Origin of the sequence: Paraburkholderia megapolitana (genome assembly GCF_007556815.1) — a bacterium.
Classification (GTDB): domain Bacteria; phylum Pseudomonadota; class Gammaproteobacteria; order Burkholderiales; family Burkholderiaceae; genus Paraburkholderia; species Paraburkholderia megapolitana.
On sequence record NZ_CP041745.1, the window covers coordinates 1162902 to 1186847 of the forward strand.

Sequence of the window (23946 nt, forward strand, 5' to 3'; positions counted from 1 at the left end):
AGATTTTATCCGAGGACAAGCGCGATGGACTTTAGCATAAAAGCCTGTGATTGGAGCAAAGGCTCGTCAACCGGGTTCCCGACCGGCAAATCGGATTGCATCGTGATCGGTGTGTTCGAATCGCAGACGCTGTCGGGCGCGGCGCTGGAAATCGATGCGGCCACCAAAGGCCTGCTGACACGCATCATCAAGGCCGGCGACATGGACGGCAAGAGCGGTACCACACTGGTTCTGCACGAAGTATCCGGCATTGGCGCGTCCCGCGTGCTGCTGGTCGGTCTCGGCAAGCAGGACAAATTCACCCAGAAAGCGTACGGCGATGCAGCACGCGCCGCATGGCGCGCAATTCTCGGCACGAAGATCGTTCAGGTCGCCTTCACGTTGGCGCAGTTGCCGGTGCTCGAACGTTCGGCCGACTGGGCCGTGCGTGCTGCGATCCTCGCGCTGCGCGAACAGACCTACCGCTTCACGCAGATGAAGAGCAAGCCCGACCACAGCACGCGCGCGTTGAAGCGTGTCGTGTTCAGCGTCGATACCGTCGACGAAAAGGCTGCGAAGGTTGCTGCGAAGCAGGGCGCCGCGCTCGCCAACGGCATGGACCTCACGCGCGATCTCGGCAATCTGCCGGGCAACGTGTGTACGCCGACCTATCTGGCGAACACCGCGAAGAAGCTCGGTAAGGACTGGAAGCTGAAGGTCGACGTACTCGGCCAGAAGCAGCTCGAAGCGCTGAAGATGGGCTCGTTCCTGTCGGTCACGCGCGGCTCGGTCGAACCGCCCCAGTTCATCGTGATGCAGTACCAGGGCGGCGCTGCGAAGGCCGCGCCGATCGTACTGGTCGGCAAGGGCATCACGTTCGACACCGGCGGCATTTCGCTGAAGCCCGGCGAAAGCATGGACGAGATGAAGTACGACATGTGCGGCGCGGGCTCGGTGTTCGGCACGCTGCGCGCAGTCGCCGAAATGGGCCTGAAAATCAACGTGGTCGGCATCATCCCGACCTGCGAGAACATGCCCGCGGGCAACGCGACGAAGCCCGGCGACATCGTCACCAGCATGGCCGGTCTCACGATCGAAGTGCTGAATACCGATGCCGAAGGCCGTCTGATCCTGTGCGACGCGCTGACCTACGCCGAACGTTTCAAGCCGGCGGCGGTGATCGACATCGCAACGCTGACCGGCGCTTGCGTGATCGCGCTTGGCCATCACAACAGCGGTCTGTTCTCGAAGGACGATGCGCTCGCGGGCGAACTGCTCGATGCCTCGAAGGAAGCGTCGGACCCGGCATGGCGCCTGCCGCTCGACGAGGAGTACCACGAACAGCTGAAGTCGAATTTCGCGGATCTCGCGAACATCGGCGGCCGTCCGGGCGGCAGTATCACCGCCGCGTGCTTCCTGTCGCGTTTCACCGAAGCGTATCCGTGGGCCCACCTGGATATCGCCGGTACGGCCTGGAAGAGCGGTGCAGCGAAGGGTGCGACGGGACGGCCGGTGCCGCTTCTCACGCAGTTCCTGATCGACCGCTCGGCTTAATGAAGCAGCGCAACAGCGGGGCGCCTGCCCCGCGGTGGAGCGGGCCATGACGCGGATCGACTTTCATACGAACGTAGGCGACGCGCTGCTGTATGCGTGCCGCCTTGTACGCAAGGCGTATCAGGCCGGCCAGCCGACCGTCGTGCTGGCCGAACCGCCGCGTCTGCACGCATTCGACGAGCAGTTGTGGACGTTTTCGCCGCTCGATTTCGTGCCGCACTGCATGGCCGGCGCGGCCGTGGTTGCGCAGACACCGATCGTGCTGACCTCGAACCTCGACGATGCACCGCATCATCAGGTGCTGCTGAATCTGGGGGCGGAGGTGCCGGCGCAGTTTGCGCGCTTCGAGCGCTTGCTGGAGATCGTCGGCAATGCGCCCGACGAACTCGCGGCGGGCCGCGAGCGCTACCGCTTCTACCGCGACCGCGGCTATGCTCTGAACAATCACAAGCAGGGCGGTTGAGTTCCGGTCCGCACATCGTGCGCCGGTCATGCCGGGCAGCCTGAAGCTGGGCCGCTGGCTCACTCGATCTTTCGACGGAGTGCTCTCGTGTCCGATCTTGACGACCATTCGATCCCGCTTCTGACCGACATTCTGGTGCCGGGCAACCCCGCACATGCACGGGCGCCGCAATGGGCGCCGGCCGGACATGCGCCATTCGAGGCCGACGGCGGGTTTGCCGCCGAATCGGCGATCGGCCCGCTCAGCGGCGGTGCTACGCCCACTGCGGCGCCGGACGCACCGGTGGCGAGCTTCGTGCCGCCGCCGTCGATGGCGCCCGCGCTGGTCGCCGCCGATCTGCGCGATTCTCACGATCCCCACGGTTACGACCCCGAGGCGCTGGCCGAGCGGCTGCGTGGCCGGTTCGCGAGCTATCTGACTGGCGAAGGGCGCAGCGTGATCGAGACGCGTTGCCGGGATGCGCTGCAGGACCACTCCACCTGGCTCGTGAACCAGATCACCCGCGAAGTGGCGCTTGCGCTCGAAACGGAGCTGACCGGCTGGGTACGCGACGCGGTCAGGGATGAGATGGCGCGACGCGGCGCGGACCACCGCTGAGCGGCCGCCGGGTCCCGCCGTACTGCGCAACCGTACTGCGCCGCTGTACCGCGAAGGTTATTTCAGCGTCAGGATCCAGCCGGCAAGGCTCGCCGCCTGATCGGGCGTGAGTTGCGTATTGGCTGGCATCGGCACCGGACCCCAGACGCCCGTGCTGCCTTCAAGGATCTTGTGCGCGAGATAGCTTGCCGCATCGCTGCGATCCACATATTTCGCTGCCACGTCATGCAGCGCCGGCCCCATGAACGGACGTTTCACTGAATGACAGCTCATGCAGTTCTGCTGCTGGGCAAGCGCGAGACCGCTGGCCGGTTCCGCATGCGCGGCACCTGCGGTCGCGGTTGCGAGGGCAGCCGCCAGAGCGAGTGCCACATACATCGTTGATCTCATTCTGGTTTCTGCCGGTACGGGGCCCGGTTGGGCGGGTGGTGTGGTGGACGCATTATAAGCAGAGGGGCGCACGGATAACCGTGCGCCCCTCTGCGTTTACGGCACCTGCCTCGCGCCCTTTAACCGGTCACGGCGCCCTTGTGAGCCGGCAGCGCGAGCGCCGCGTACTTCGCCATCACGCCGCGCGTGTAGCGCGGCTTCGGTTGCTGCCATGCGGCGCGGCGGCGTGCGAGTTCGGCGTCGTCGATGTTCAGTTGCAGCAGCAACTGATGCGCATCGATCGTGATCGAATCGCCTTCCTCGACGAGCGCGATCGTGCCGCCGACAAACGCTTCCGGCGCGACGTGGCCGACCACCATGCCCCATGTGCCACCTGAGAAGCGCCCATCGGTGATCAGACCGACCGTTTCGCCGAGCCCCTTGCCGATGATCGCCGAGGTCGGCGCGAGCATTTCCGGCATGCCGGGGCCGCCTTTCGGGCCGAGGTAGCGCAGCACGACGACATCGCCGGCCTTGATCTGGTCCGCGAGGATCGCGGCGAGCGCGCTCTGTTCGTCCTCGAACACGCGTGCCGGACCCGTGATGACCGGGTTCTTCAGGCCCGTGATCTTCGCCACGGCGCCGTCGGTGGCCAGATTGCCCTTCAGGATGGCGAGGTGGCCTTCCTTGTAGAGCGCCTTGTCGATCGGGAAGATCACCTGCTGGTCCGCGCGCGGCACCGACGGTACGTCCTTCAGCGCTTCGGCCATCGTCTGGCCCGTGATGGTCATGCAGTCGCCGTGCAGCAGGCCCGCGTCGAGCAGCAGCTTCAGCACCTGCGGAATGCCGCCGGCCTTGTGCAGATCGGTCGCGACGTACTGGCCCGACGGCTTCAGGTTGCAGAGCACCGGTACGCGACGACGGATGCGTTCGAAGTCGTCGATGGTCCATTCGATTTCGGCGGTGTGCGCGATCGCGAGATAGTGCAGCACGGCGTTCGTCGAACCGCCCGTTGCCATGATCAGCGCGACCGCGTTTTCGATCGATTTCTTCGTGATGATGTCGCGCGGCTTCAGGTCGTTCTTCACCGCTTCGACGAGCACGCGCGCCGATTCCGCTGCGGAATGCACTTTTTCCTCGTCGGGATTGGCCATCGTCGACGAATACAGCAGCGACATGCCGAGCGCCTCGAACGACGAACTCATCGTGTTGGCCGTGTACATGCCGCCGCACGAACCCGACGACGGGCACGCGTTTTTCTCGATGCCTTCGAAATCCTCGTCGCTCATGCGCCCGGCCGTGAACTCGCCGACCGCCTCGAACGACGACACGATGGTCAGATCCTTGCCCTTCCAGTTGCCCGGACGGATCGTGCCGCCGTACACATAGATGCCGGGCACGTTCAGGCGGGCCAGCGCCATCATGCCGCCGGGCATGTTCTTGTCGCAGCCGCCGATCACGACCACGCCATCCATCCACTGGCCCTGCACGCAGGTCTCGATGCAGTCCGAGATCACTTCGCGTGAGACGAGCGAGTACTTCATGCCTTCGGTGCCCATCGACATTCCGTCGGAGATCGTCGGTGTGCCGAAGATCTGCGGATTCGCGTCGGCGTCGCGGATCGCGCCGACCGCCGCGTCGGCGAGACGCTGTAGCCCCGAGTTGCACGGTGTGATGGTCGAATGGCCGTTGGCGATACCGATCATCGGCTTGTCGAAGTCTTCCTTCTGATAGCCGAGCGCGTAATACATCGAGCGGTTCGGCGACCGCGCGACGCCTTGCGTGATGTTCTTCGAACGACGGTTGTACGGCATGGGGAGCTCCATCCAGTTTGTTTTGATCGGTACCCACGAGGCATGGGCGCCGGTGTTCCGCGCAAGAATGCGATGTTCGTAGATGCGTGTCTAATATATTATTAGCGATCTAATAGGTCGTAAAAGATATCGATGTTATTTGCCACCCCCGTTGTCACCCCCGCTGTTACTCCTGACCTGCGGCAGTTGCGCTATTTCATCGCCGTCGCCGAGGAGAAACACTTCGGCCGGGCCGCCGCGCGTCTGTCGATGACGCAGCCGCCGCTGTCGCAGGCGATCCGCGCACTCGAAGAAACGCTCGGCGTCGAGCTGTTCGCCCGCACCAAGCGCTCCGTCGAGCTTACGCCGGTGGGCGCCGATCTGCTGCCCGAAGTGCGCCGGCTACTGGCCGCCGCCGAGAGCCTGCGGCCGTTCGCACAGAGTCTCGCGCGAGGCGAGGCGGGGGTGCTGTCGCTCGCGTTCGTCTCGACCGCCGATTATGGTCTGCTACCGCCGTTGCTGCGCGATTTCGGCGCGCGCCATCCGCGCGTGCGGCTGCAGCTGACCGAAGCGACCAGTGACGTGCAGATCGAGGAACTCGTCGCCGGCCGCATCGATGCGGGGCTCGTCATCGCGCCGCTGCCGCCGCGCCACGCCGCACAACTGTCGTGGCTGCCGATCGTACGCGAGCCGCTGGTCATTGCGATGTCATCGGTGCTGGCGGCGCGTCTCGACGAAACCGCCGGCCGCCTGTCCGCGCCCGATGCGAGTGCCGATGCCGTCGATACAGGATGGCATCGGCAGCCGGTCAGCCTCACCGAAGTCGCCGATGAGCCGCTCGTCGTCTTCCCGCGTCGTTTGGCGCCAGGCTTTTATGACATCATTATGGATTGCTACGGCGTGGCCGGCCTCGCGCCGCGTATCGGCCAGGAGGCGATCCAGATGCAGACGATCGTGAGCCTTGTTTCGGCGGGCATGGGCGTCGCAATGGTGCCGCAGTCGCTGCGTAACCTGCGGCGCACCGGCGTTGTGTACCGGCCGCTGCGCGAATCGGTGCCGGCGATCGAAACAGGACTGGTATGGCGTACGGCTGAAGTCAGCCCAGTGCTTGCCGGTTTCATCGAGATCGTGCGGGCCCATGCGGCGGCGGTAGCTCATCCGGTCGCGTAACGGCGTAACGGCATAACGGCGTAGTGGCATAGCGCGGCAAAACCCAGACAGCACTCCGAAGAACCCGAACCTCCACCACCACACGATGCTCATTCACCCGAATTTCGATCCTGTCGCCATCCATCTAGGGCCGCTCGCTGTGCGCTGGTACGGCCTGATGTACCTCGTCGCGTTCATTGCGGCGATCGTCGTAGGACGGTTGCGCCTGCGCCTGCCGTATGTGGCCGCGCAAGGCTGGACCGCGAAGGACATCGACGACATGCTGTTCTACGGCGTGCTCGGCACGATACTCGGCGGGCGGCTCGGCTATGTGCTGTTCTACAAGGCAAGCTGGTACTTCGCGCATCCGCTCGACATCTTCAAGGTGTGGGAAGGCGGCATGTCGTTCCACGGCGGCTTTCTCGGCGTGCTGTTCGCGATGATGCTGTTCGCGTATCAGCGCAAGCGCACGTGGATGCAGGTCACCGATTTCGTCGCGCCGATGGTGCCGACCGGTCTGGCCGCGGGCCGCCTCGGCAACTTTATCAATGGCGAGCTGTGGGGCCGTGTGACCGATCCGTCCGCGCCGTGGGCAATGCTGTTTCCGGGCGCCGCCAACGAAGACGCCGCGTGGCTGGCCGCTCATCCGGCGAAGGCTGCGCAGTGGCATCTCGGCGAGGTGTTTGCGCAGTACCACATGCTGCCGCGTCATCCATCCGAGCTGTACGAGATCGCGCTCGAAGGTATCGCGCTGTTTCTCGTGCTGTGGTTCTTCGCGCGCAAGCCGCGGCCGGTTGGCGCGATTTCCGCGGTGTTTCTGATCGGCTACGGCCTTGCGCGCTTCACCATCGAATTCGCCCGCGAGCCGGACGACTTTCTCGGCCTGCTCGCGCTGGGGCTGTCGATGGGGCAGTGGCTGTCGCTGCCGATGATCATCGCCGGTATCGCGATGCTGGTCTGGGCTTATCGGCGCGGCGGCCGGGCGGCATCGCAGGTGGTTGGGGCGCGCTGAGGGGGCAGCCTGAAAGTTAAAAGTCCCTGTCTTGCATGCAAGACAGGGACTTCGGTCACGCGACGCCACGGCATACCGTGGCGTTTTTCGTCACACACGCGGTTGTGAACGCCGTGTGCGCGACCGGTGACATCACTTCATCTGCACCGACCCCGACACATTGACCGTAACCGTCGACGTCCCAGCCTCGATAGGCACCGGCGCGGAATCGGATTTCGCCTCGAAGCTCGCGGCGCGGGCCATCATCATCATCGGGCGAGGCATCACGCCGTTGCGGCCGATATTGACTTCACGGATCGTATAGCTGCTATAGCCGAACGCCTGTGCCGAGGCGGTAGCCTGCTGGCGGAACGAGGCGATTGCTTCGCCGGCAAGCTTCTGTTCGGCTGCGCGCTGCGCTTCCGGCGACAACGAGAACTGCACCTCGCCGACCTGCATGTTCGATGCAATCTGGCCCGCGAGCTTCGACGCCGCGGCGAAATCGTGCGATTCGAGGATGATCTCCGTGCGGCCGCGCCAGCCGGAGATATGCCCGTTGCGATCGGTCGACGGGCTGATCGAGAACGAGCCCGTGCGCGCCGTCACGCCACTGACGCCTTTCGCCTGACGCAGCGCGGCATCGGCATGCTGGTTCAGCGTGTTTGTGAGCGACGCCGGGTCGCTCGCTTCCTGCTCGTAAAACAGCGTAATGTTCACCACGTCCTGCGGCACATCGGCGCTGGCCTGCGCGTTCAGCGACAACACGCCCGACGGCTGATACGGCGCGACGCCCTGGGCTTGCGCGGCGGACGGTACGAGCGACAGCATGAGCGGGGCGGCCGAAGCCAGGGCAAGCGCGAACGCGATGGTAGTTTTTCTGGTCATTGTGTGACTCCTTGCGTGAACAGGGTATGTGCGCAGCCGGCTGGTCGCCGCTGCGCACGCTCGCGTAGCACTCCATGCCCGTGACGGAGACGCGGTCCGGCACGCTGAATGGCACGACGCTTGCGAGTCACTTAGGTGCGAATTCGTACCGACAGGTTCCCGTCATCCGGTAGTTTCGTCATTCAGTTTCGTCGCTTGAGACGGCGGCACGGCCTTACATCAGCCGCTTGAGAATGAAACGCCATTCCTCGCTCGTCACCGGTGTGATCGACAGGCGGTTGCCTTTTGCGAGCACACGCATCTGCGCGAGTTCCGGGTGCTCGCGCAGCGCGGCGAGTGCGACCAATGGGGTCTTCTTCTTGAACACCACGTCGACGAGCACCCAGCGCGGCTCTTCCTGCTTCGATTTCGGATCGTAGTACGGGCTCTTCGGATCGAACTGGGTCGGGTCCGGGTAAGCCGTCGACGACACTTCCGCCAGCCCGGCAATACCGGGTTCCGGGCAGCTCGAATGATAGAAAAGCACGCCGTCGCCGAGCTGCATCGTGTCGCGCATGAAGTTGCGTGCCTGATAGTTGCGCACGCCCGTCCACGGCAGCGTGTGCTTTGGCGCGTGGGCGAGGTCGTCGATGCTTGCTTCGTCCGGTTCGGACTTCATTAGCCAGTAGCGCATATGAATCGAAGGAACGTGAGGGTGGATGGGAGAACCACAACGAAAGCGACTACGACAGCGACCAGACAAACTGCGGCGCAAAGAAAAACGGCACCGGACGAGTGTCCGATGCCGTTCGAATAAGTCCCCGCCATAGCCGCTAGGCCGGCATCCTGAACCGGAGATTCAGAATTGGTCGCAGTTAGCAGCACTTCGGGTACATCAGACAGAGTGACGCGCACACCCGTGCTGCAAATTTCCACAACCGTGCACATGGCATTGGTTCAAGGAATATATGACCTTGGCAAACCAGGCAGGGAAGCTAACAACTGGGCCGGTATGTTCCACCAACCCACTAAACCGTTTGAATCGAGATGCTTGCCAGACTCGGACTACGCTGCGACTACTGCACGCCGTACTGGCCAATGACTGTATCGAGCTGCTCGTTCATCTGGTGCATTGTACGCCGGATTTCTTCGGCGGGAAACGATTCTCCATGACGCACGCTGGCTTGCAGCTTCAGCAGTTCCGATGCGAGCGACAGCGCGGCCATCACCGCAATGCGATCCATGCCGCGCACATTGCTGTGCGTGCGGATTTTTGACATTTCCGCATCGACCCGCGCAACCGCTTCGAGCAACGCCGCTTCGGTTTCCGGCGAGCAGGCGAGACGATAGGTCTGGCCGAGAATCGCGACTTCGATCTGCTTCGTGGTCATGCATTTTCTCCGTGGCGGGCCGCATCGCTGCGGGTCTCTTCTTCCTCGTGCTGCGCGGCGGCGAGCAGATCGAGTTGACTGTCCTGCTCGGATTGACCTTTGGCACGCGGCAGTTTTTCGAGGATCGCGTTGAGCCTGACCTGCGCGTCGTCGATCTTTGCCGACAGCGCGTCGCGTTCGGCTTGCAGCGCGTTGCGCTCTTCGCGCATGTGTTCGAGTTCGGCGCGCGTTGCGTCGCAATCCGAGCGGGCCTGCGCGAGCTGCTCTTCGAGCGCCTGGCGTGCCGCGTAGTGACGCTGGCTGACCGCGATCAGCCGGCCGATGTTCTGTGAGAGTGTTTCGAGTTCGGTGAGCATGTGCTGCGTCCTCTTAAGACGGGACATTTTAGCGCGGAATGCCGCGGGTTCCGATAATTGTCTCGTTTCGAGACGTAACAGTCGTGCTTTTTACAGGTTTTTCGCGGGGTTTTGTCATGTTGTTTGCCGATGTCCGGCGGTTTTTCAGTCGCCGCGGCACCCGACGTACGACCGCAATTGCCGTTTCTTGACGCGACATCGTACGCGCTCCTACACTTGCGGCACTTTGGCGCCCACGCGTTTTTTCGCATCGTGCGTAGTTAAACGGGAAACAGGGGGAGTTTTCGAAACCTGTTCGACAAGGACTATGAACTCGCCTCTATCTACAACACATCGCGGCGCGGCGTCCGTCACACGAATCTCGCGAGTCTCTCGATTGGCGGGCGGCAGCAGCTCGGTATGCGCTGCGAGCCCTACGCCGTCGATTAGTCCGTTCACCTCCATCATGCTGCACGGATGAACCGCATCGCGACGCGAACCGTTCGACGCATGAGCGCGCAACGCGCGGCCGTCATCTGGGCCGTGCTCGCCGCATGCACGGCAGCCGTGTTCGTCGCGTCGCTGTCGCTCGGCAGCGTATCTGTGCCGCCTGCCCGTGTCTTCGCCGCATTGTTGCCTGCGCACGCCGTGCCCGCCGATCTCGGTGTCGAGATCGTGCGCTCGCTGCGGCTGCCGCGCGCGCTTGCCGGGTTCTCGTGCGGCGCGCTGCTCGCGCTCGGCGGTGCGCTGTTGCAGGTGCTGCTGCGCAATCCGCTTGCCGAGCCGTATGTGCTTGGCGTGTCCGGCGGCGCCGCGAGTTTTGCATTGCTGGCGATGAGCGCCGGCTGTGCAGTATGGCTCGTCGATGCAAGTGCATTCGCGGGCGCGTTTGCATCGATCCTGCTTGTGCTCGGTCTCGCCCGTCGCGAACTGTGGCGCGGCGAACCGCAGGACACATCGCCGCGTCTGCTGCTGACCGGTGCCGTGGTCGCGGCGGGCTGGGGCGCGGCGATCACGCTGCTGCTCACCGTCGCGCCGGACAACCGTCTGCGCGGCATGCTGTTCTGGCTGACCGGCGATCTGAACGGCGGCGGCATGCCGTGGACCGCGCTCGCCGCACTCGTCGTCGTACTCCTCGCGATCGTGCCCGCCGCGCCGCAACTCAACGTATTGCTGCGCGGCGATGCGGCCGCGCAGGCGCTCGGCGTCGCCGTCGTGCCGCTGCGCCTGCGCATCTATCTGGTCGCGTCGCTTGCCGCGGCTGCTGCCGTGACGACGGGCGGCACGATCGGCTTCGTCGGTCTGGTGGTACCGCATATGGTGCGGCTCGCGTTCGGCAACGATCAGCGGATGTTGCTGCCCGCCGCGGCGTTAGGCGGCGGTCTCGCGGTGATGGGCGCCGACCTGGTCGCGCGCACGGCGATTGCGCCTGCGCAACTGCCGGTCGGTGTGATCACCGCGCTGATCGGCGTGCCGGTGTTTCTCTGGATGCTGTTGCACAGGCGGCGCGGATGACCGGCCACGACGCGACATCCAGGAATGCACCGCAGGCAGCGACGCTTGCGATGCAACACGTGACGCTGCGCGCCGGCGAGCGCGTGTTACTCGACGACGTCACGCAGACCTTCGGCCCCGGCGAGCTGTGGTGCATCGCCGGGCCGAACGGTGCAGGCAAGACGACGTTGCTGTCGGTGCTGGCCGGTTTGCTGCGGCCCGCCGCCGGGCACGTCGAGATCGACGGCGTGGCGCTCGATCGCTGGGCCGCCGTACCGCTCGCGCAACGACGCGCGCTGATGCCGCAGAGCCTGCACGACGCGTTCAGCGCGAGCGTGCTCGATATCGTGATGCTGAATCGCTTTCCGCACCTGGCCGGCTGGGGCTGGGAACGCGCGGACGATCTTGCCGCCGCACAGTCGGCACTCGCGATGCTCGGACTCACCGCACTCGCTTCGCGCGACGTGCTGTCTTTGTCGGGCGGTGAACGGCAACGGGTGTCGCTTGCCGCTGTGCTGTGCCAGAATGCGCCCCTGCTGCTGCTCGACGAGCCGCTTGCGCATCTCGACCTGCATCATCAGATCGAGTGTCTCGACGTGCTGACAGCGTGGGCGCGCGAGGCCGGGCGCACGGTCGTGTTCTCGTGCCACGACCTGAACCTCGCGCGCCGTTATGCGACGCATGCGTTGCTGCTCGACGGCAATGGCCATGCGCAGGCCGGCGCCGCGCGCGATGTGTTGACGCCCGAACTGGCGAGCCGCGCGTTCGGCTACCCGCTGATATTGATTCGCGAAGGGGAGCACGAAGCGCTGATCCCCGCGGTACAGTCCCGTTATTCGTCCGACAACGCCCGGCCCTCATCGCGGTGATCGGCGCAGACGGTTTTTCTTTCAACCGGACAACATGATCTTTTCACCTCTTGTCTTGCCCGTCGTCGAGCCGCTCGATTCCTCTTTGCGCGACGATCTTCAACGGATCATCGATGCCAAGACCAAGCCGCCCGGCAGTCTGGGCCGCCTGGAGACGCTCGCGCGGCAGATCGGGCTGATCCAGCAGACCACGCAGCCGAGCGTGACCCGCGCGACCATGATCGTCTTCGCGGGCGACCACGGCATTGCTGCCGAGGGCGTGAGCCCCTATCCGCAGGAGGTGACCGCGCAGATGGTCGCGAACTTCCTCGCGGGCGGCGCCGCGATCAATGCGCTGAGCCGCGTTGCCGACCTGACGCTCGAGATCGTCAACGCCGGTATCGCAACACCGTTGCCCGACAGCGAAGGGCTCGTCAATATTCCAGTCGCATACGGCACGCGCAACTTCATGCACGAACCCGCGATGACGCGCGACCAGGTCATCGCAGCAGTGCAGGCCGGCATCGAGCGCGTGCGGCACCACGCGGCGCTCGGCACCAACGTGATCGGCTTCGGCGAGATGGGGATTGCGAATACGTCGTCGGCTGCGTGTCTGATGAGCCGGCTGTGCGGCGTATCGATCGACGAGTGTGTCGGTCGCGGCACCGGGCTCGATAACGCCGGACTCGCGAAAAAGCGCAACGTGCTCGCATCGGCGCTTGCGCTTTATCCGGCGTCGATCCATCCACTCGATGTGCTCGCCACGTTCGGCGGTTTCGAGATCGCGATGATGGCGGGCGCCTACATGGCCGCGGCGGAAGCGCGCATGGTGACGCTCGTCGACGGCTTCATCGCGACGGCCGCGCTGCTGGTAGCCGATGCGCTGGTGCCGGGCGTGCGCGAGTATTGCGTGTTTGCGCATGCGTCGAACGAAGCGGGGCACCGGCGCATGCTCGATCACTTCGGCGCGATGCCGCTGCTCGCGCTCGATATGCGGCTCGGCGAGGGCACGGGCGCCGCGGTCGCGGTGCCGCTGCTGCGTGCAGCTGTTGCGATCGTCAACGAGATGGCGAGCTTTGAGTCGGCCGGCGTCGCCACCCGCCGGCCCTGAACGCAGCGCTTATCCGAGGCAGGCGTCGATGCATCCGTTGACCGAACTGCGTTACTTCTTCACTGCACTCGGCTACTTCACGCGCGTGCCCGTGCCGCGTTGGGTCGGCTACGAGCCGCATTATCTGAATGCGGCGGCGCGCTATTTTCCGCTTGTTGGCGCGATGGTGGGGGCGCTTGGCGCGCTCGTGTATCTGGCGGCACTGCATCTGTTTCCCGTAGGCGTGGCGGTGCTGCTGTCGATGGTCGCGACGCTCGTCGTCACCGGTGCGTTTCATGAGGACGGGCTGGCGGACTGCTGCGATGGGTTCGGCGGCGGCTATACCCGCGACGATGTGCTGCGCATCATGCAGGACTCGCGTATCGGTGCATTTGGTGCGATCGGTCTCGTGCTTGCGCTCACGCTGAAATGGCAGGCGCTCGCGGCGTTGCCGCCGGCACGTGCCGCGTGGCTGATGATCGCCGCGCACGCGGCGAGCCGCACGGGCGCGATCAGCTATCTGACGACGCTCGATTACGTGCGCGCCGAAGGCAAGGCAAAACCGGTAGCGCAGCGCATGGGCGTAGTGGCCTTCGGCGTGGCTGCCGTGTTCGGTTTGCCGTGGCTGTTATGGCCGGACTGGCGCTGCGGCCTTGCGATGCTCGCGGTGCTTGTCGTGCTGCGCGTTTTAATCGGTCGCTACTGGGTACGGCGCATCGGCGGTTATACCGGCGACTGCCTCGGCTTCGCGCAGCAGATCTTCGAACTGGCAATCTATCTGACGGGGCTCGCATGGATCTCGTCCTGATCCGTCATGCGGCCGTTTCCGTTGCTGCGGGCGTGTGCTACGGCCGCACCGACGTGCCGCTCGCGCATGAGCCGGCAATTGCATCGGCAGCCGCTGTCGCGCGTCTGGCTGCGCTGCGCGCGCCGCATCCTCGCGCACTATTCACGAGTCCGCTGACGCGTTGCGCGAGCATTGCGACTTCGCTTGCCGGACACTTCGACTGCGCCTGCCGTATCGATACGCGTCTCGAAGAGATGAACTTCGGCGCATGGGAAATGCAGCGCTGGAATGCGATCGAACGCGCGCAACTCGATGCATGGGCCGCCGATTTCGATCATGCGCGACCGCACGGCGGCGAGAGCGTCGCGCAGTTCGCGGCGCGCGTCGGAGCGTGGCTCGATGACGCGGTGGCTGCGTGCGAAGCGTCGTCGGTTGCCTATGTCGTGACGCACGCCGGCGTCATGCGTGTCGCTACGGCGCTTGCGCTGGAACTGCCGGTCGAGCGCTGCGTGCAGTGGGCGCTCGAGATGGCCGCCATCGTCTGGCTGCGGCGCGACGAAGCGAACGGGCGCTGGACGCTGGTGCGCTGGAACGCGTAAGCGTTCAGCGCTTGCGGTAGGTATCGGCGTTGCTCAGACGTTGTTATTGCACGCTGCCGGCCGCTCCAGCCGGTCGACGCGAGCGCGCCGTGTCGAGATCCTCGCACAGCTGCGCAGCACCCTGCGCGATACGCGGTGCGGGCCGGTTGATCAGATCGCCGTCGATCGCAAACAGATTGTTGCGCGCGACCGCTGTCAGCGCCGGCCACGCGCGCCATGTGTCGAGTTGCGACAACGGATGGTCCGGCGCGGTCGCCCCTTGCGACGCCGTGACGATTGCCTCAGGATTCGCCGCGAGCACCGCTTCCGTCGATACGGTCGGCACCAGCGGTTCCAATTGCCCGAATACATTGCGCCCGCCGCACAGCGCGATCACGTCGCTGATCATGTGCGTGCCGTTGAGCGTCATCAGCGGTTTGTCCCACACCTGGTAGAACACACTCACGGGCGGCCGCGTCGCGTAACGCGTGCGTAACTGCGCAATGCGCTGGCGGAATGCAGTTGCGGCTGCATCGGCGGTTTGCTGTGTGTCGAGCAGCACGCCGAGTTTTGTCAACGTGCTCGCGATGTCGTCGAGATGTTTGGGCTCGCTGAAAAAGAGCGGGATGTGCAGCTCGCGCAGCCGCTCGAGCTGAACTTGTGCATTACCGTGCCGCCATACGACGATCAGGTCCGGCTTCAGCGCGACGATGCGTTCGAGGTCGAGCGCCTTGTTGTCGCCGACGCGTGGCAGCTGCTTCGCTTCGGGCGGGTAGTCGCTGTAGGTGACCGCACCAACGAGCTTCGCGCCGCCGCCCGCGGCATAGAGCAGCTCGGTGACGTGCGGCGCGAGACTGATCACGCGTTGTGCGGGCGCTGCGAGCGTGACGGTTGCGCCGCTGTCGTCGGTAACGGCGATGGCCGCGTGCGCAGCGCGGCTGAATGGCAGCAAGGTCGCGCAGGCAAGAGTAAATACGGCGGCGAGACGAACGGAGCGGATCATTGCGATGAATGTAGGGAGCAGGGTGGTTGCGGTGCGCTCAACTGTGCAGCGCATCGATTGCTTCGATGCTCTCCTGCAATGCTCGCTCGAAACGCTGCCAGTCCGAGGGTGTGGCGGGCAGGCCGAAGCGCAGGCTGGCCGGTTGCGCGAACAGGCGTGTCCAGATACCACGCTCGGCAAGCGCACGATGCAACGCAGCGGCACGCACGTCGTCGGTCCATGCGAAGAGCGGAGTGGCTTGCGATACCAGACGATGCGCATGCAGTAGATCGACGAGCCGTGCGCTGTCTACGGCGAGGCGGTTGCGCATCTGCTGTTGCCATGCGCGATCGGCGAACGCTGCGCTTACTGCGTGACGAGCGGGACCGCTGACCGTCCATGCGCCGAGCGCTTCGCGCAATGCGCGAAGCTGCGTCGGCGCAGCCAGCACGAAGCCCGCGCGTACGCCCGCGAGGCCAAAGAACTTGCCGGGCGAACGCAGCACGACGAGACCGGGCAACGCGACGCGATCGGCCAGCGATGCGCGCGGCGCGATATCCGGCATCGCATCGGCGAACGCTTCGTCGACGATCAGCGTGCCGCCGCGTGCTGACAACTGCGCGTGCCAGCGCAGAAGTTTTTTCGCATCGAGATACGCGGCGGTCGGGTTGTTCGGATTGACGACGACCGCGTGGGTGAGCGCGTCGGGCAGGTTCTCGCACGCTACGTCGAGTGGGCTCACGGCGTAGCCTGCGCGTGCGAACGCCGGCGCATATTCGCTATAAGTGAGCGGCGCGATACCGACGGTTGCGCGCGTCGACGACTCGGGTCGCGATCCGGGCGATGAAGCAGGCTGCGCAGGCAGCAACGCAGACAACAACGCAGGCAACGCGCGGATCGCCGCCTGGCTGCCGGCCACCGGCAGCACATGCTCCGCGTCCGGCGCGCCGTAATAGCGCGCGGCGCATTCGGCGAAATCGTCGCCTTCGTCGGGCAGACGTCGCCATACATCGGGCGGCACGGGCGGTACGGGATAACCGTACGGATTGATACCGGTCGACAGATCGAGCCATGACGCGTACGGAATGCCGTACAGGCGCGCAGCCTCGTGCAGATTGCCGCCGTGCGTCACCGCGCCCGGCACGGTACCCGGGTTCGAAGTAGCAGTACCGATCTCTCTACGCATGAAACGGCACACTCAGCAGCGCCAGCACAATCAACACAGCCAGCCAGAGTGTGACAGTGCGCTCAACCAGTTGCAGCGCGGCTGGAACGTGTCGGGCCGCGGCAGGCTCGCCGGCGCCGAGCGTCGGACGTTGCTCGAGCGCGCCGTGATACACAGCCGCCCCACCGATCCGCACATTGAGGCTCCCCGCGCCCGCCGCCATCACCGGCCCCGCGTTCGGGCTGTCCCAGCGCCGCGCCTGATCGCGCCAGCAGCGCCACGCGGTGCGCGTGTCGCCGAGCAGCGCGTAGCTCGTCGCCGTCAGCCGTGCCGGAATCCAGTTGAGCACATCGTCGATGCGTGCCGCGGCCCAGCCGTAGCGCAGATAGCGCGGCGTGCGGTAGCCCCACATCGCGTCGAGCGTATTGGCAAGACGGAACGCGAGCGCGCCAGGACCACCCGCGATCGCGAACCAGAACAGCGCGCCGAAGATCGCATCGTTGCCGTTTTCGAGCGCCGATTCGACAGCGGCGCGCGCGAGCGCGGCTTCGTCGGCGGTTGCGGTTTCGCGCGACACGATGCGCGAGGTCAGCACGCGCGCCTGCGCCAGATCGCGCCGCGCAAGCGCGGCGGCGATCGGCGCGATGTGATCGTGCAGGCTGCGCGCGCCGAGTGCGAACCAGAGCAGCGCGACGTGAACCGCGCACGCGAGCGGCAACGGCAGCACCGCGACGAGCCACGCGGCGATAGCCACCGGCGGCGCGACTGCGAGCAGCCAGCCGAGCAGCCCCGCGAGCCGGCCGCGCCGGCCGGTGTTCAGACGCGCTTCGAGCGCGCCAGCCAGCTTGCCGAAACCGACCAGCGGATGAGCGGTGCGCGGCTCGCCGGTCCAGCGGTCGATGGCGACGGCAAGCGTCGCGAGCGCGGCGGTCAGCGGGAGCGACAGCATGATCATGGGCGTGCGGTCTTGAGCGTGAGCGGCAGGCCCGCGACCATCATCGTGACTTCGCTACTCAACGCGGCGATCCGTTGATTGAGCCGGCCGAGTTCGTCCACATAGAGACGCGTCGCCGCGCCGAGCGGTACGACGCCGAGGCCGATCTCGTTGCTCACGATGATGATCTTGCCCACCGCGTGGGCGAGTGCGTGTTCGAAGGCGGTGAAACGTTGCACGCTGTCATCCGGGGCGGGCGTACCGTCGGGTGGACACAGCAGGTTCGCAAGCCACAGCGTCAGGCAATCGATCAGGATGCATTGCCCAGGCGCATCGGTGGCGGTGACAGCGCCGGCCAGATCGAGCGGCGCTTCGAGCAGACGCCAGTGCGCAGGACGTCGCTCGCGATGATGCGCGACCCGCTCGGCGAATTCGGCATCCGCGATGCGTGCGGTGGCAATGTAGGTGACCGGGAGCGCGCTGTCGCTCGCGAGCTGTTCGGCGTGCGCGCTCTTGCCCGAGCGGGCGCCGCCGAGCACGAAGGTAAGGTCGAGGGAAATCATCGCGTGATTGTACCGGCTTGGGTTCGCGTTCAGCCTCGTCGCGGGCTCGCGCGATGGGATAATGCGCGCTCTTTCCTGTTCACCTCGTTACCACCTGGTCCACCCCGTGACTGCGCTATCCGACGCCCCATCGCCCGCAGGTTTGACCGTGCCAACCGTGCCAACCGTGCCAAGTGGCACGCTGATGATCCAGGGCACGACTTCCGATGCCGGCAAGAGCACACTCGTCGCGGGCCTGTGCCGGCTCGCCCGTCGCGCGGGTGCGAAGGTCGCGCCGTTCAAGCCGCAGAACATGGCGCTCAACAGCGCGGTCACGGTGGACGGCGGCGAGATCGGTCGTGCGCAGGCATTGCAGGCAGTCGCCGCGGGGATCGACGCGCACACCGATCTGAACCCGGTGCTGCTCAAGCCGACCAGCGACCGCGGCGCGCAGGTGATCATCCATGGCAAGGCGCGCATGAATCTCGATGCGCGCGCGTATCACGACTACAAGCCGGTCGCGTTCGATGCAGTGCTCGCGTCGTATCGGCGTCTGCAGGCGCGGTTCGAGACGATTTTCGTCGAAGGCGCGGGCAGTCCCGCCGAGATCAATCTGCGTGATCGCGATATCGCGAACATGGGTTTTGCGGAAGCGGTCGATTGTCCGGTGGTACTGGTGGCTGATATCGACCGCGGCGGGGTGTTCGCGCATCTGACGGGAACGCTTGCGTGCCTGTCGGCCAGCGAACGGGCAAGAGTGCAGGGCTTCGTGATCAATCGTTTTCGCGGCGATATCGGGCTGCTGCAACCGGGGCTCGACTGGCTCGAAGCGCAGACTGGCAAGCCGGTGTTCGGCGTGCTGCCGTATCTGCATGGCCTCACGCTCGACGCCGAGGACATGCTGCCGCGCGAATTGCGGGCCGCCCACGCGGGCGCGGGCATGGGCACGGCGAACGGCGTGCTGCGCGTCGTCGTACCGGTGCTGCCGCATATCAGCAATCACACCGATTTCGATGCATTGCGCGCGCATCCGCAGGTCGATTTTCACTATGTACGCAGCGGCAGCACGCCGCCGCCGGCCGATCTGATCGTGCTGCCGGGCTCGAAGAACGTGCAGGGCGATCTCGCGTTCCTGCGCTCGCAGGGTTGGGACGCGGTGTTGCAACGGCATCTGCGCTACGGCGGCAAGGTGATCGGTATCTGCGGAGGCATGCAGATGCTGGGGCGCGAAGTGGCCGATCCGCATGGCGTCGAGGGCGCGCCATGCACAGTGGCTGGGCTCGGCTGGCTCGACTTTTCGACGACGCTGACACGCGAGAAAACGCTCGCCAACGTAACCGGCACGCTGGCGTTGCCGGGCGCGCCGGCTGCGGCCGGCTACGAGATCCACATGGGTGAGACACAGGGGCCGGCGCTTGCCTCGCCGGCATTGCATCTCGCGAGCGTTGCCGGGCCGCGTCCCGACGGCGCGCGTTCTGCGGATGACCAGATTCTCGCCACCTATGTCCACGGCCTGTTCGACACGCCGGCTGCCTGCGCGGCGTTGCTCGCGTGGGCCGGCCTCGGCGCCGCCGAGGAAATCGACTATCCGGCGCTGCGGGAAGCCTCGCTGGACCGCCTCGCCGACACGCTGGAGGCGCATCTGGACCTGCCCCGGCTATTCGCGTCGATGCGCGAGCCCACGAATCGGTGAATCGATTAAATCCTGGCAGGAAATAATCTAAGCGCCATAGCCCGTTTTTCGGCTCCAATGGTTCGAATATAGTGCGACCCAACGACGGCATTGCTTGCCGTCCGTTCAACCCATCAAGGAGTCGCCATGCATTCGAACCGTTCCACCGATGCGGCCGCGCTGCTGCTGCGCGTGGCGCTAGGGGTGCTGTATCTCGCCCACAGCCTGCAAAAGATCTTTGTGTTCACGCTGCCGGGCACCGCGCAGTTTTTCGTTTCACTGGGCCTGCCGGGCTGGCTGGGCTACGTGACGGCGTTTGTCGAGCTGTTCGGCGGCATCGCCTTGCTGCTCGGCGTGCAGGTGCGCTGGGTCGCGCTGGTGCTGCTGCCGTTCATGCTCGGTGCGATGTCCGCCCATTTGCATAACGGCTGGGGCTTCGCGTCGCCGAACGGCGGCTGGGAATATCCCGCGTTCTGGGCGGTGACGCTGGTGGTGCAGTCGTTGCTGGGCAACGGTCTTTTCGCAACCACTGGGGTGAAGGCGGCACGTCCTGCGGTGGCCTGAGATCGCTGAATCAGCTTGCTGGTGCCTGGCCCGCCCTGAGTCGCTGCCTGGGCGAGGCGCACAAGGCGCCGCGCCACTCCCTCCTCAATACAACACCATCTGCGTGCAGCGAAACAGCGCAATGGTCTTGCCGTTCGGGTCCAACACCGTCGCATCCCAGACCTGCGTGGTGCGCCCAATATGGACTCCCTTCGCCACCGCCCGGATCGTCCCTTCCCGCGCGGTGCCGAGGAAATTGCTCTTCAGTTCGATGGTCGTGAAACTCTGAGCTTTCTCCGGCAGGTGCGCGAGGCACGCATAGCCGCAGGCGGTATCGGCGAGGGCGACCACGGTCGCCGCGTGCAGGAAGCCGTTCGGCGCCAGCAGGTCGGGGCGTACCGTCAGTTCGGCGCTCAATGAGCCTTCTTCAAGCGAAATAGCCCGAAAACCGATCAGCGCGGGGAGCGTGCCGCGCTGGCGTTCCTGCATGCGCTCGAGGGTGTATTCGGGGCGAAGCTTCGTCATGGTCTGGTGTCCTCGTAGAAAGAAATGCACACCGAATGGTCGTTCTTGTTTCGGTGCGGCGGGTTTTGCCGATATTATCAACGGCTGGATCGACTTTTGACGGCAAGAAACGGCAAACCGGCTGGCTGCGCCAGCCATCTTCCGGGGGCATTCATGACGGTAATCGTGGTGGCGAATCCGAAGGGCGGCGTGGGCAAGAGCACGCTGTCGACCAATCTGGCGGGCTATTTCGCCGCCGCGGGCGAGTGGGTTGCGCTCGCGGATCTGGACAAACAGCATTCAGCGCATGCGTGGCTCGAGCTGCGGCCCGCCACGCTCCCGCCGATCGAAATCTGGGAGGTCGACCCCGAGGCGCCGGCCAAACCGCCCAAGGGCCTCGAGCACGCGATCATCGATACGCCTGCCGGCTTGCACGGCAACCGCCTCGGCGTTGCGCTCGATCTGGCCGACAAGGTCATCGTGCCGCTGCAGCCGTCGCTGTTCGATATCCTCGCCACTCAGGAATTTCTCGAACACCTCGCGAAAGAAAAAGCCATCCGGAAGGGCCGCATCGAGGTCGGTGTGGTCGGGATGCGCGTCGATGCGCGTACGCGCTCGGCGGATCAGTTGCATCGTTTTGTCGAGGGGCTGAAGCTGCCGGTGCTCGGCTTTGTGCGCGATACGCAGAACTACGTGCAGCTTGCCGCGCACGGCCTTACGTTGTGGGACGTGGCGAAGAGCCGGGTCGAGAAGGACCTGGAGCAGTGGCAATCGATCATCGATTGGGCCAGCAAGAAAACCTGACGCCGCCACGCGCGGCACGGTGAAGCGTTCGGGCCACGATCGGCCCGACGCGCAAGGCCATCAGGTCCAGGTTTGCGTCGGCACGTGGTCGCGACTGCCCTTGATCCGGTTGTCGCCGTCGACGAACACCAGGTCCGGTTTCCATCCCGCTTTTAGCTCCGCCTCGTCGACCGTGGCAAACGCCGCGATGATGACGAGGTCGCCGAGTTGCGCCCGGCGCGCCGCCGACCCATTCAGCGAAATCATGCCGCTGCCGCGCTCGCCCTTGATCGCGTAGGTCGAAAAACGCTCGCCGTTATTGATGTTCCAGATGTCGATGCGTTCGTTTTCGACGATGTTCGCGGCTTCGAGCAGGTTCTCGTCGATTGCGCACGAGCCTTCATAGTGCAGTTCGCAGTGCGTGACGGCGGCGCGATGGATCTTCGACTTCAGCATGTGGCGTTGCATGGGCGGGCGTTCCGTGGACAAGTAGTCGCGACCCGGGCGCATGCGGCGCGCCGGGCCGGCGGGAGGTTCAGGCGGGTTTTAGATTTCGAGGTTGTCGATCAGGCGCGTCGCACCGAGCTTCGCGGCGGCGAGCACGACGAGCGGTGCGTCGGTTTCATGCGCGGCGGGTGCCTGCAGGTTCACGCGTTTGCGCACGGCGATGTAATCGGGCTGCCAGCCGCGTGCGGCGAGCGTGGCCATCGCCTGCTGCTCGATCTTCGCGAAGTCGCGATCGCCGGCCAGCACCGCGGTGCGCACACCGTTCAGCGCGATGGCCAGTTGCGGTGCTTCGGCGCGCTCGGTGGGCTGCAGATAGCGGTTGCGCGAACTGAGTGCGAGCCCGTCGGCGTCACGCACGGTTTCCGCCGCAATGATGTCGGTTGGGAGCGCGAACTGGTGGCACATCTGTCGCACGATCATCAACTGCTGGTAATCCTTCTTGCCGAACACCGCGACGCGCGGTTGCACGCACGACATCAGCTTCATCACCACTGTGCACACGCCCTGGAAGAAGCCCGGCCGGAACTCACCTTCAAGGATGTCGCCAAGATCCTGCGGCGGATGCACGCGATATTGCTGCGGCTCCGGGTACAGATCGCGCTCGGTCGGCGCGAACAGCACGTAGACGTTTTCCTTCTGCAGCTTCTCGACGTCCTCTTCGAACGTGCGCGGGTATTTGTCGAAGTCCTCGTTCGGGCCGAATTGCAGCCGGTTGACGAAGATGCTCGCGACAACCGGATCGCCGTGCTGGCGCGCAAGACGCATCAGCGAAAGATGGCCTTCGTGCAGGTTACCCATCGTCGGGACGAACGCAGTGCGGTTCTGGCCGCGCAACTGGTCGCGCAATTCGTGGATCGAGCTGATGATTTTCATGATCGGCGGTGCACTCCTCGCACGGGGCGGGGTGGCGGGTCTCCGTAGTTATGCCGGCAGATACGCGAGGCGCACGTAGATCGGCGCAAACGGTTCGGCCTGGGTGATCTCGATCAGCGATTCGCGCGACAGCTCCAGCATCGCGATGAAGTTCACCACGACCACCGGCACACCGCGCGATGTGTCGAACAGATCCGAGAATTCCATGAAGCGCGCATTCTGCAGCCGGCGCAGGATCGTGCTCATGTGCTCGCGCACCGACAGTTCCTCGCGCGAGATGCGGTGATGCTGGACGAGCTTCGCCCGCTTGATCACATCCGCCCAGGCCGCGCGCAGATCGTCGCTGTTCACGTCCGGAAAGCGCGGCGTCATGCTCTGTTCGATGTACACCTCGGCGCGCAGGAAGTCGCGGCCGAGCTGCGGCAACTGGTCGAGACGCTGCGCCGCGAGCTTCATCTGCTCGTACTCGAGCAGACGGCGCACGAGTTCGGCGCGCGGATCTTCCGCTTCCTCGCCGCTATCGGCTTTTCTGACCGGCAGCAGCATGCGCGACTTGATCTCGATCAGCATCGCGGCCATCAGCAGGTATTCGGATGCCAGTTCGAGATTCGACTCGCGCAGCTGTTCGACGTAACCGAGGTACTGCACGGTGACGTCGGCCATCGGGATGTCGAGCACGTTGAAGTTCTGCTTGCGGATCAGGTACAGCAGCAGATCGAGCGGGCCTTCGAACGTTTCGAGAAAGACCTCGAGCGCATCCGGCGGGATATACAGGTCTTGCGGGAGCTTGAAGAGCGGTTCGCCGTACAGGCGCGCGAACGCGATACCGTCGACGGTATCGGGTGTCGTATCGGTTACGGGCGCAGCGAGCGCGGCGTCGGACTGATCCTGCGCCGGGCGGGCCTCGTCGGCGGTCGTCACGCTCAGAAGTTCTGGTAGTAGACGTAAGGCGTTTGTTCTACGCGCGAGGCTTGCTGGTGCGCGCGTTCGTCGAGATCGACCGGCTGTTTGTCCCACAGCAGCGAACGGCCACGGCGCTGTTCCGCTTCGAGGGCGGGCTTTTGTTCTTTGAGCTGGTTCAGAAACTGGGTGATGTCCGATTGATACATGGCTCGACGTCCGTGAAAGAGGAGGGCGGCAGCGGGGCGGGAGGTCTGCC

Annotated in this window: 28 protein-coding genes and 1 other RNA gene; 13 read left to right on the forward strand and 16 right to left on the reverse strand. The window is 65.1% G+C overall.

From position 1 onward, the window contains the following. Window positions 1-24 precede the first annotated feature (24 nt). The 3 genes from FNZ07_RS18605 to FNZ07_RS18615 all read left to right on the forward strand — a co-directional run bounded on the left by FNZ07_RS18605 (window position 25) and on the right by FNZ07_RS18615 (window position 2593). A complete protein-coding gene (locus FNZ07_RS18605) occupies window positions 25-1533 on the forward strand; it encodes a leucyl aminopeptidase (RefSeq protein ID WP_091010821.1) in 1509 nt (502 codons plus the stop codon). A gap of 46 nt (window positions 1534-1579) precedes the next feature. Next, the gene (locus FNZ07_RS18610; protein WP_091010822.1) at window positions 1580-1996 is read left to right on the forward strand and encodes a DNA polymerase III subunit chi; all 417 of its coding nucleotides are present in this window, start codon (window positions 1580-1582) and stop codon (window positions 1994-1996) included. 87 nt (window positions 1997-2083) lie between these two features. Beyond that, window positions 2084-2593: a DUF2486 family protein gene (locus FNZ07_RS18615; protein WP_091010823.1), complete on the forward strand. Its 510-nt coding sequence runs from the start codon at window positions 2084-2086 to the stop codon at window positions 2591-2593. A 57-nt stretch (window positions 2594-2650) separates the two neighbouring features. Here the strand turns inward: FNZ07_RS18615 and FNZ07_RS18620 are convergent, their stop codons facing one another. Together FNZ07_RS18620 and ilvD are read right to left on the reverse strand one after the other, a co-directional pair. Beyond that, on the reverse strand, window positions 2651-2983 hold the full coding sequence (locus FNZ07_RS18620; protein WP_091010824.1) for a c-type cytochrome: 333 nt from the start codon (window positions 2981-2983) through the stop codon (window positions 2651-2653). Window positions 2984-3102: 119 nt separating this feature from the next. Then, on the reverse strand, window positions 3103-4776 hold the full coding sequence (gene ilvD / locus FNZ07_RS18625) for a dihydroxy-acid dehydratase (RefSeq protein ID WP_091010825.1): 1674 nt from the start codon (window positions 4774-4776) through the stop codon (window positions 3103-3105). Between the two features lie 132 nt (window positions 4777-4908). Here ilvD and FNZ07_RS18630 point away from each other — a divergent pair, with 132 nt between their 5' ends. After that, the gene (locus tag FNZ07_RS18630) at window positions 4909-5925 is read left to right on the forward strand and encodes a LysR family transcriptional regulator (protein WP_091010826.1); all 1017 of its coding nucleotides are present in this window, start codon (window positions 4909-4911) and stop codon (window positions 5923-5925) included. An 85-nt stretch (window positions 5926-6010) separates the two neighbouring features. Further along, a complete protein-coding gene (gene lgt / locus FNZ07_RS18635; RefSeq protein WP_091010827.1) occupies window positions 6011-6916 on the forward strand; it encodes a prolipoprotein diacylglyceryl transferase in 906 nt (301 codons plus the stop codon). 132 nt (window positions 6917-7048) lie between these two features. On the opposite strand, the gene FNZ07_RS18640 is transcribed toward lgt, so the two are convergent. From FNZ07_RS18640 to FNZ07_RS18660, 5 genes are all read right to left on the reverse strand, one after another. After that, on the reverse strand, window positions 7049-7780 hold the full coding sequence (locus tag FNZ07_RS18640) for an SIMPL domain-containing protein (RefSeq protein WP_091010828.1): 732 nt from the start codon (window positions 7778-7780) through the stop codon (window positions 7049-7051). 214 nt (window positions 7781-7994) lie between these two features. After that, a complete protein-coding gene (locus FNZ07_RS18645; RefSeq protein ID WP_091010829.1) occupies window positions 7995-8453 on the reverse strand; it encodes an EVE domain-containing protein in 459 nt (152 codons plus the stop codon). A gap of 120 nt (window positions 8454-8573) precedes the next feature. Next, a non-coding RNA gene (gene ssrS / locus FNZ07_RS18650) (6S RNA) lies at window positions 8574-8755 on the reverse strand. An 80-nt stretch (window positions 8756-8835) separates the two neighbouring features. After that, a complete protein-coding gene (locus tag FNZ07_RS18655; protein ID WP_091010830.1) occupies window positions 8836-9150 on the reverse strand; it encodes a cell division protein ZapA in 315 nt (104 codons plus the stop codon). Next, entirely contained in the window at window positions 9147-9506 is a 360-nt protein-coding gene (locus FNZ07_RS18660; RefSeq protein WP_091010831.1) for an ATPase, read from the reverse strand. Before FNZ07_RS18660 ends, FNZ07_RS18655 begins: the two co-directional genes overlap by 4 nt. A 489-nt stretch (window positions 9507-9995) precedes the next feature. On the opposite strand from FNZ07_RS18660, the gene FNZ07_RS18665 reads away from it, so the two are divergent. From FNZ07_RS18665 to cobC, 5 genes are read left to right on the forward strand one after another with little or no spacing between them, the layout of a single operon-like run. Then, complete coding sequence (locus FNZ07_RS18665; RefSeq protein ID WP_245811431.1) at window positions 9996-11000, forward strand: FecCD family ABC transporter permease; 1005 nt, start codon at window positions 9996-9998, stop codon at window positions 10998-11000. Beyond that, on the forward strand, window positions 10997-11848 hold the full coding sequence (locus tag FNZ07_RS18670) for an ABC transporter ATP-binding protein (protein WP_091010833.1): 852 nt from the start codon (window positions 10997-10999) through the stop codon (window positions 11846-11848). Before FNZ07_RS18665 ends, FNZ07_RS18670 begins: the two co-directional genes overlap by 4 nt. Before the next feature lie 34 nt (window positions 11849-11882). Then, entirely contained in the window at window positions 11883-12938 is a 1056-nt protein-coding gene (cobT, locus tag FNZ07_RS18675) for a nicotinate-nucleotide--dimethylbenzimidazole phosphoribosyltransferase (protein WP_091010834.1), read from the forward strand. Window positions 12939-12966: 28 nt separating this feature from the next. Next, on the forward strand, window positions 12967-13725 hold the full coding sequence (locus tag FNZ07_RS18680; protein WP_091010942.1) for an adenosylcobinamide-GDP ribazoletransferase: 759 nt from the start codon (window positions 12967-12969) through the stop codon (window positions 13723-13725). Then, window positions 13710-14303, forward strand: a complete 594-nt coding sequence (gene cobC, locus FNZ07_RS18685; RefSeq protein WP_091010835.1) for an alpha-ribazole phosphatase — start codon at window positions 13710-13712, stop codon at window positions 14301-14303. The genes FNZ07_RS18680 and cobC overlap by 16 nt, the downstream gene beginning before the upstream one ends. A gap of 43 nt (window positions 14304-14346) precedes the next feature. Here cobC and FNZ07_RS18690 read toward each other — a convergent pair whose 3' ends face one another. Genes FNZ07_RS18690 through cobU form a run of 4 tightly spaced genes read right to left on the reverse strand, consistent with a single transcriptional unit; the run spans window position 14347 to window position 17926 of the window. After that, window positions 14347-15285: a cobalamin-binding protein gene (locus FNZ07_RS18690; protein ID WP_091010943.1), complete on the reverse strand. Its 939-nt coding sequence runs from the start codon at window positions 15283-15285 to the stop codon at window positions 14347-14349. 37 nt (window positions 15286-15322) lie between these two features. Continuing rightward, complete coding sequence (cobD, locus tag FNZ07_RS18695; RefSeq protein WP_091010836.1) at window positions 15323-16450, reverse strand: threonine-phosphate decarboxylase CobD; 1128 nt, start codon at window positions 16448-16450, stop codon at window positions 15323-15325. Then, on the reverse strand, window positions 16443-17384 hold the full coding sequence (gene cbiB, locus FNZ07_RS18700; RefSeq protein WP_091010837.1) for an adenosylcobinamide-phosphate synthase CbiB: 942 nt from the start codon (window positions 17382-17384) through the stop codon (window positions 16443-16445). Before cbiB ends, cobD begins: the two co-directional genes overlap by 8 nt. Further along, window positions 17381-17926 (reverse strand): bifunctional adenosylcobinamide kinase/adenosylcobinamide-phosphate guanylyltransferase, encoded by a 546-nt coding sequence (cobU, locus tag FNZ07_RS18705; protein WP_091010838.1) that lies wholly within the window; start codon window positions 17924-17926, stop codon window positions 17381-17383. The genes cbiB and cobU overlap by 4 nt, the downstream gene beginning before the upstream one ends. Window positions 17927-18110: 184 nt before the next feature. On the opposite strand from cobU, the gene FNZ07_RS18710 reads away from it, so the two are divergent. Then, complete coding sequence (locus tag FNZ07_RS18710; RefSeq protein WP_091010839.1) at window positions 18111-19598, forward strand: cobyric acid synthase; 1488 nt, start codon at window positions 18111-18113, stop codon at window positions 19596-19598. 126 nt (window positions 19599-19724) lie between these two features. Then, window positions 19725-20141, forward strand: coding sequence for a DoxX family protein (locus FNZ07_RS18715; RefSeq protein ID WP_091010840.1), 417 nt, complete (start codon window positions 19725-19727; stop codon window positions 20139-20141). A gap of 84 nt (window positions 20142-20225) precedes the next feature. Here FNZ07_RS18715 and FNZ07_RS18720 read toward each other — a convergent pair whose 3' ends face one another. Further along, window positions 20226-20645: a PaaI family thioesterase gene (locus FNZ07_RS18720; RefSeq protein ID WP_091010841.1), complete on the reverse strand. Its 420-nt coding sequence runs from the start codon at window positions 20643-20645 to the stop codon at window positions 20226-20228. A gap of 153 nt (window positions 20646-20798) precedes the next feature. On the opposite strand from FNZ07_RS18720, the gene FNZ07_RS18725 reads away from it, so the two are divergent. Continuing rightward, complete coding sequence (locus FNZ07_RS18725; protein ID WP_091010842.1) at window positions 20799-21428, forward strand: ParA family protein; 630 nt, start codon at window positions 20799-20801, stop codon at window positions 21426-21428. A 60-nt stretch (window positions 21429-21488) separates the two neighbouring features. Here the strand turns inward: FNZ07_RS18725 and panD are convergent, their stop codons facing one another. From panD to FNZ07_RS18745, 4 genes are all read right to left on the reverse strand, one after another. Next, complete coding sequence (gene panD / locus FNZ07_RS18730) at window positions 21489-21875, reverse strand: aspartate 1-decarboxylase (RefSeq protein WP_091010843.1); 387 nt, start codon at window positions 21873-21875, stop codon at window positions 21489-21491. Between the two features lie 78 nt (window positions 21876-21953). Beyond that, window positions 21954-22787, reverse strand: a complete 834-nt coding sequence (gene panC, locus FNZ07_RS18735) for a pantoate--beta-alanine ligase (protein WP_091010844.1) — start codon at window positions 22785-22787, stop codon at window positions 21954-21956. 48 nt (window positions 22788-22835) lie between these two features. After that, window positions 22836-23708 carry a segregation and condensation protein A gene (locus FNZ07_RS18740; RefSeq protein WP_091010845.1) on the reverse strand — a complete coding sequence of 291 codons (873 nt, stop codon included), beginning with the start codon at window positions 23706-23708 and terminating at the stop codon, window positions 22836-22838. A gap of 2 nt (window positions 23709-23710) precedes the next feature. Next, entirely contained in the window at window positions 23711-23896 is a 186-nt protein-coding gene (locus FNZ07_RS18745; protein WP_091010846.1) for a DUF3460 family protein, read from the reverse strand. Window positions 23897-23946 lie beyond the last annotated feature (50 nt).

Coding starts and splice junctions, on each gene's coding strand:
- FNZ07_RS18660 (WP_091010831.1), bottom strand. CDS start 9,506: ATGCTCACCGAACTCGAAACACTCTCACAGAACATCGGCCGGCTGATC.
- FNZ07_RS18710 (WP_091010839.1), top strand. CDS start 18,111: ATGATCCAGGGCACGACTTCCGATGCCGGCAAGAGCACACTCGTCGCG.
- cobU (WP_091010838.1), bottom strand. CDS start 17,926: ATGATTTCCCTCGACCTTACCTTCGTGCTCGGCGGCGCCCGCTCGGGC.
- FNZ07_RS18680 (WP_091010942.1), top strand. CDS start 12,967: ATGCATCCGTTGACCGAACTGCGTTACTTCTTCACTGCACTCGGCTAC.
- FNZ07_RS18665 (WP_245811431.1), top strand. CDS start 9,996: ATGAGCGCGCAACGCGCGGCCGTCATCTGGGCCGTGCTCGCCGCATGC.
- FNZ07_RS18645 (WP_091010829.1), bottom strand. CDS start 8,453: ATGCGCTACTGGCTAATGAAGTCCGAACCGGACGAAGCAAGCATCGAC.
- ilvD (WP_091010825.1), bottom strand. CDS start 4,776: ATGCCGTACAACCGTCGTTCGAAGAACATCACGCAAGGCGTCGCGCGG.
- FNZ07_RS18745 (WP_091010846.1), bottom strand. CDS start 23,896: ATGTATCAATCGGACATCACCCAGTTTCTGAACCAGCTCAAAGAACAA.
- lgt (WP_091010827.1), top strand. CDS start 6,011: ATGCTCATTCACCCGAATTTCGATCCTGTCGCCATCCATCTAGGGCCG.
- FNZ07_RS18720 (WP_091010841.1), bottom strand. CDS start 20,645: ATGACGAAGCTTCGCCCCGAATACACCCTCGAGCGCATGCAGGAACGC.
- FNZ07_RS18630 (WP_091010826.1), top strand. CDS start 4,909: ATGTTATTTGCCACCCCCGTTGTCACCCCCGCTGTTACTCCTGACCTG.
- panD (WP_091010843.1), bottom strand. CDS start 21,875: ATGCAACGCCACATGCTGAAGTCGAAGATCCATCGCGCCGCCGTCACG.
- FNZ07_RS18670 (WP_091010833.1), top strand. CDS start 10,997: ATGACCGGCCACGACGCGACATCCAGGAATGCACCGCAGGCAGCGACG.
- FNZ07_RS18605 (WP_091010821.1), top strand. CDS start 25: ATGGACTTTAGCATAAAAGCCTGTGATTGGAGCAAAGGCTCGTCAACC.
- cobT (WP_091010834.1), top strand. CDS start 11,883: ATGATCTTTTCACCTCTTGTCTTGCCCGTCGTCGAGCCGCTCGATTCC.
- FNZ07_RS18620 (WP_091010824.1), bottom strand. CDS start 2,983: ATGAGATCAACGATGTATGTGGCACTCGCTCTGGCGGCTGCCCTCGCA.
- panC (WP_091010844.1), bottom strand. CDS start 22,787: ATGAAAATCATCAGCTCGATCCACGAATTGCGCGACCAGTTGCGCGGC.
- FNZ07_RS18610 (WP_091010822.1), top strand. CDS start 1,580: ATGACGCGGATCGACTTTCATACGAACGTAGGCGACGCGCTGCTGTAT.
- FNZ07_RS18655 (WP_091010830.1), bottom strand. CDS start 9,150: ATGACCACGAAGCAGATCGAAGTCGCGATTCTCGGCCAGACCTATCGT.
- cobC (WP_091010835.1), top strand. CDS start 13,710: ATGGATCTCGTCCTGATCCGTCATGCGGCCGTTTCCGTTGCTGCGGGC.
- FNZ07_RS18715 (WP_091010840.1), top strand. CDS start 19,725: ATGCATTCGAACCGTTCCACCGATGCGGCCGCGCTGCTGCTGCGCGTG.
- FNZ07_RS18690 (WP_091010943.1), bottom strand. CDS start 15,285: ATGATCCGCTCCGTTCGTCTCGCCGCCGTATTTACTCTTGCCTGCGCG.
- FNZ07_RS18725 (WP_091010842.1), top strand. CDS start 20,799: ATGACGGTAATCGTGGTGGCGAATCCGAAGGGCGGCGTGGGCAAGAGC.
- cobD (WP_091010836.1), bottom strand. CDS start 16,450: ATGCGTAGAGAGATCGGTACTGCTACTTCGAACCCGGGTACCGTGCCG.
- cbiB (WP_091010837.1), bottom strand. CDS start 17,384: ATGATCATGCTGTCGCTCCCGCTGACCGCCGCGCTCGCGACGCTTGCC.
- FNZ07_RS18640 (WP_091010828.1), bottom strand. CDS start 7,780: ATGACCAGAAAAACTACCATCGCGTTCGCGCTTGCCCTGGCTTCGGCC.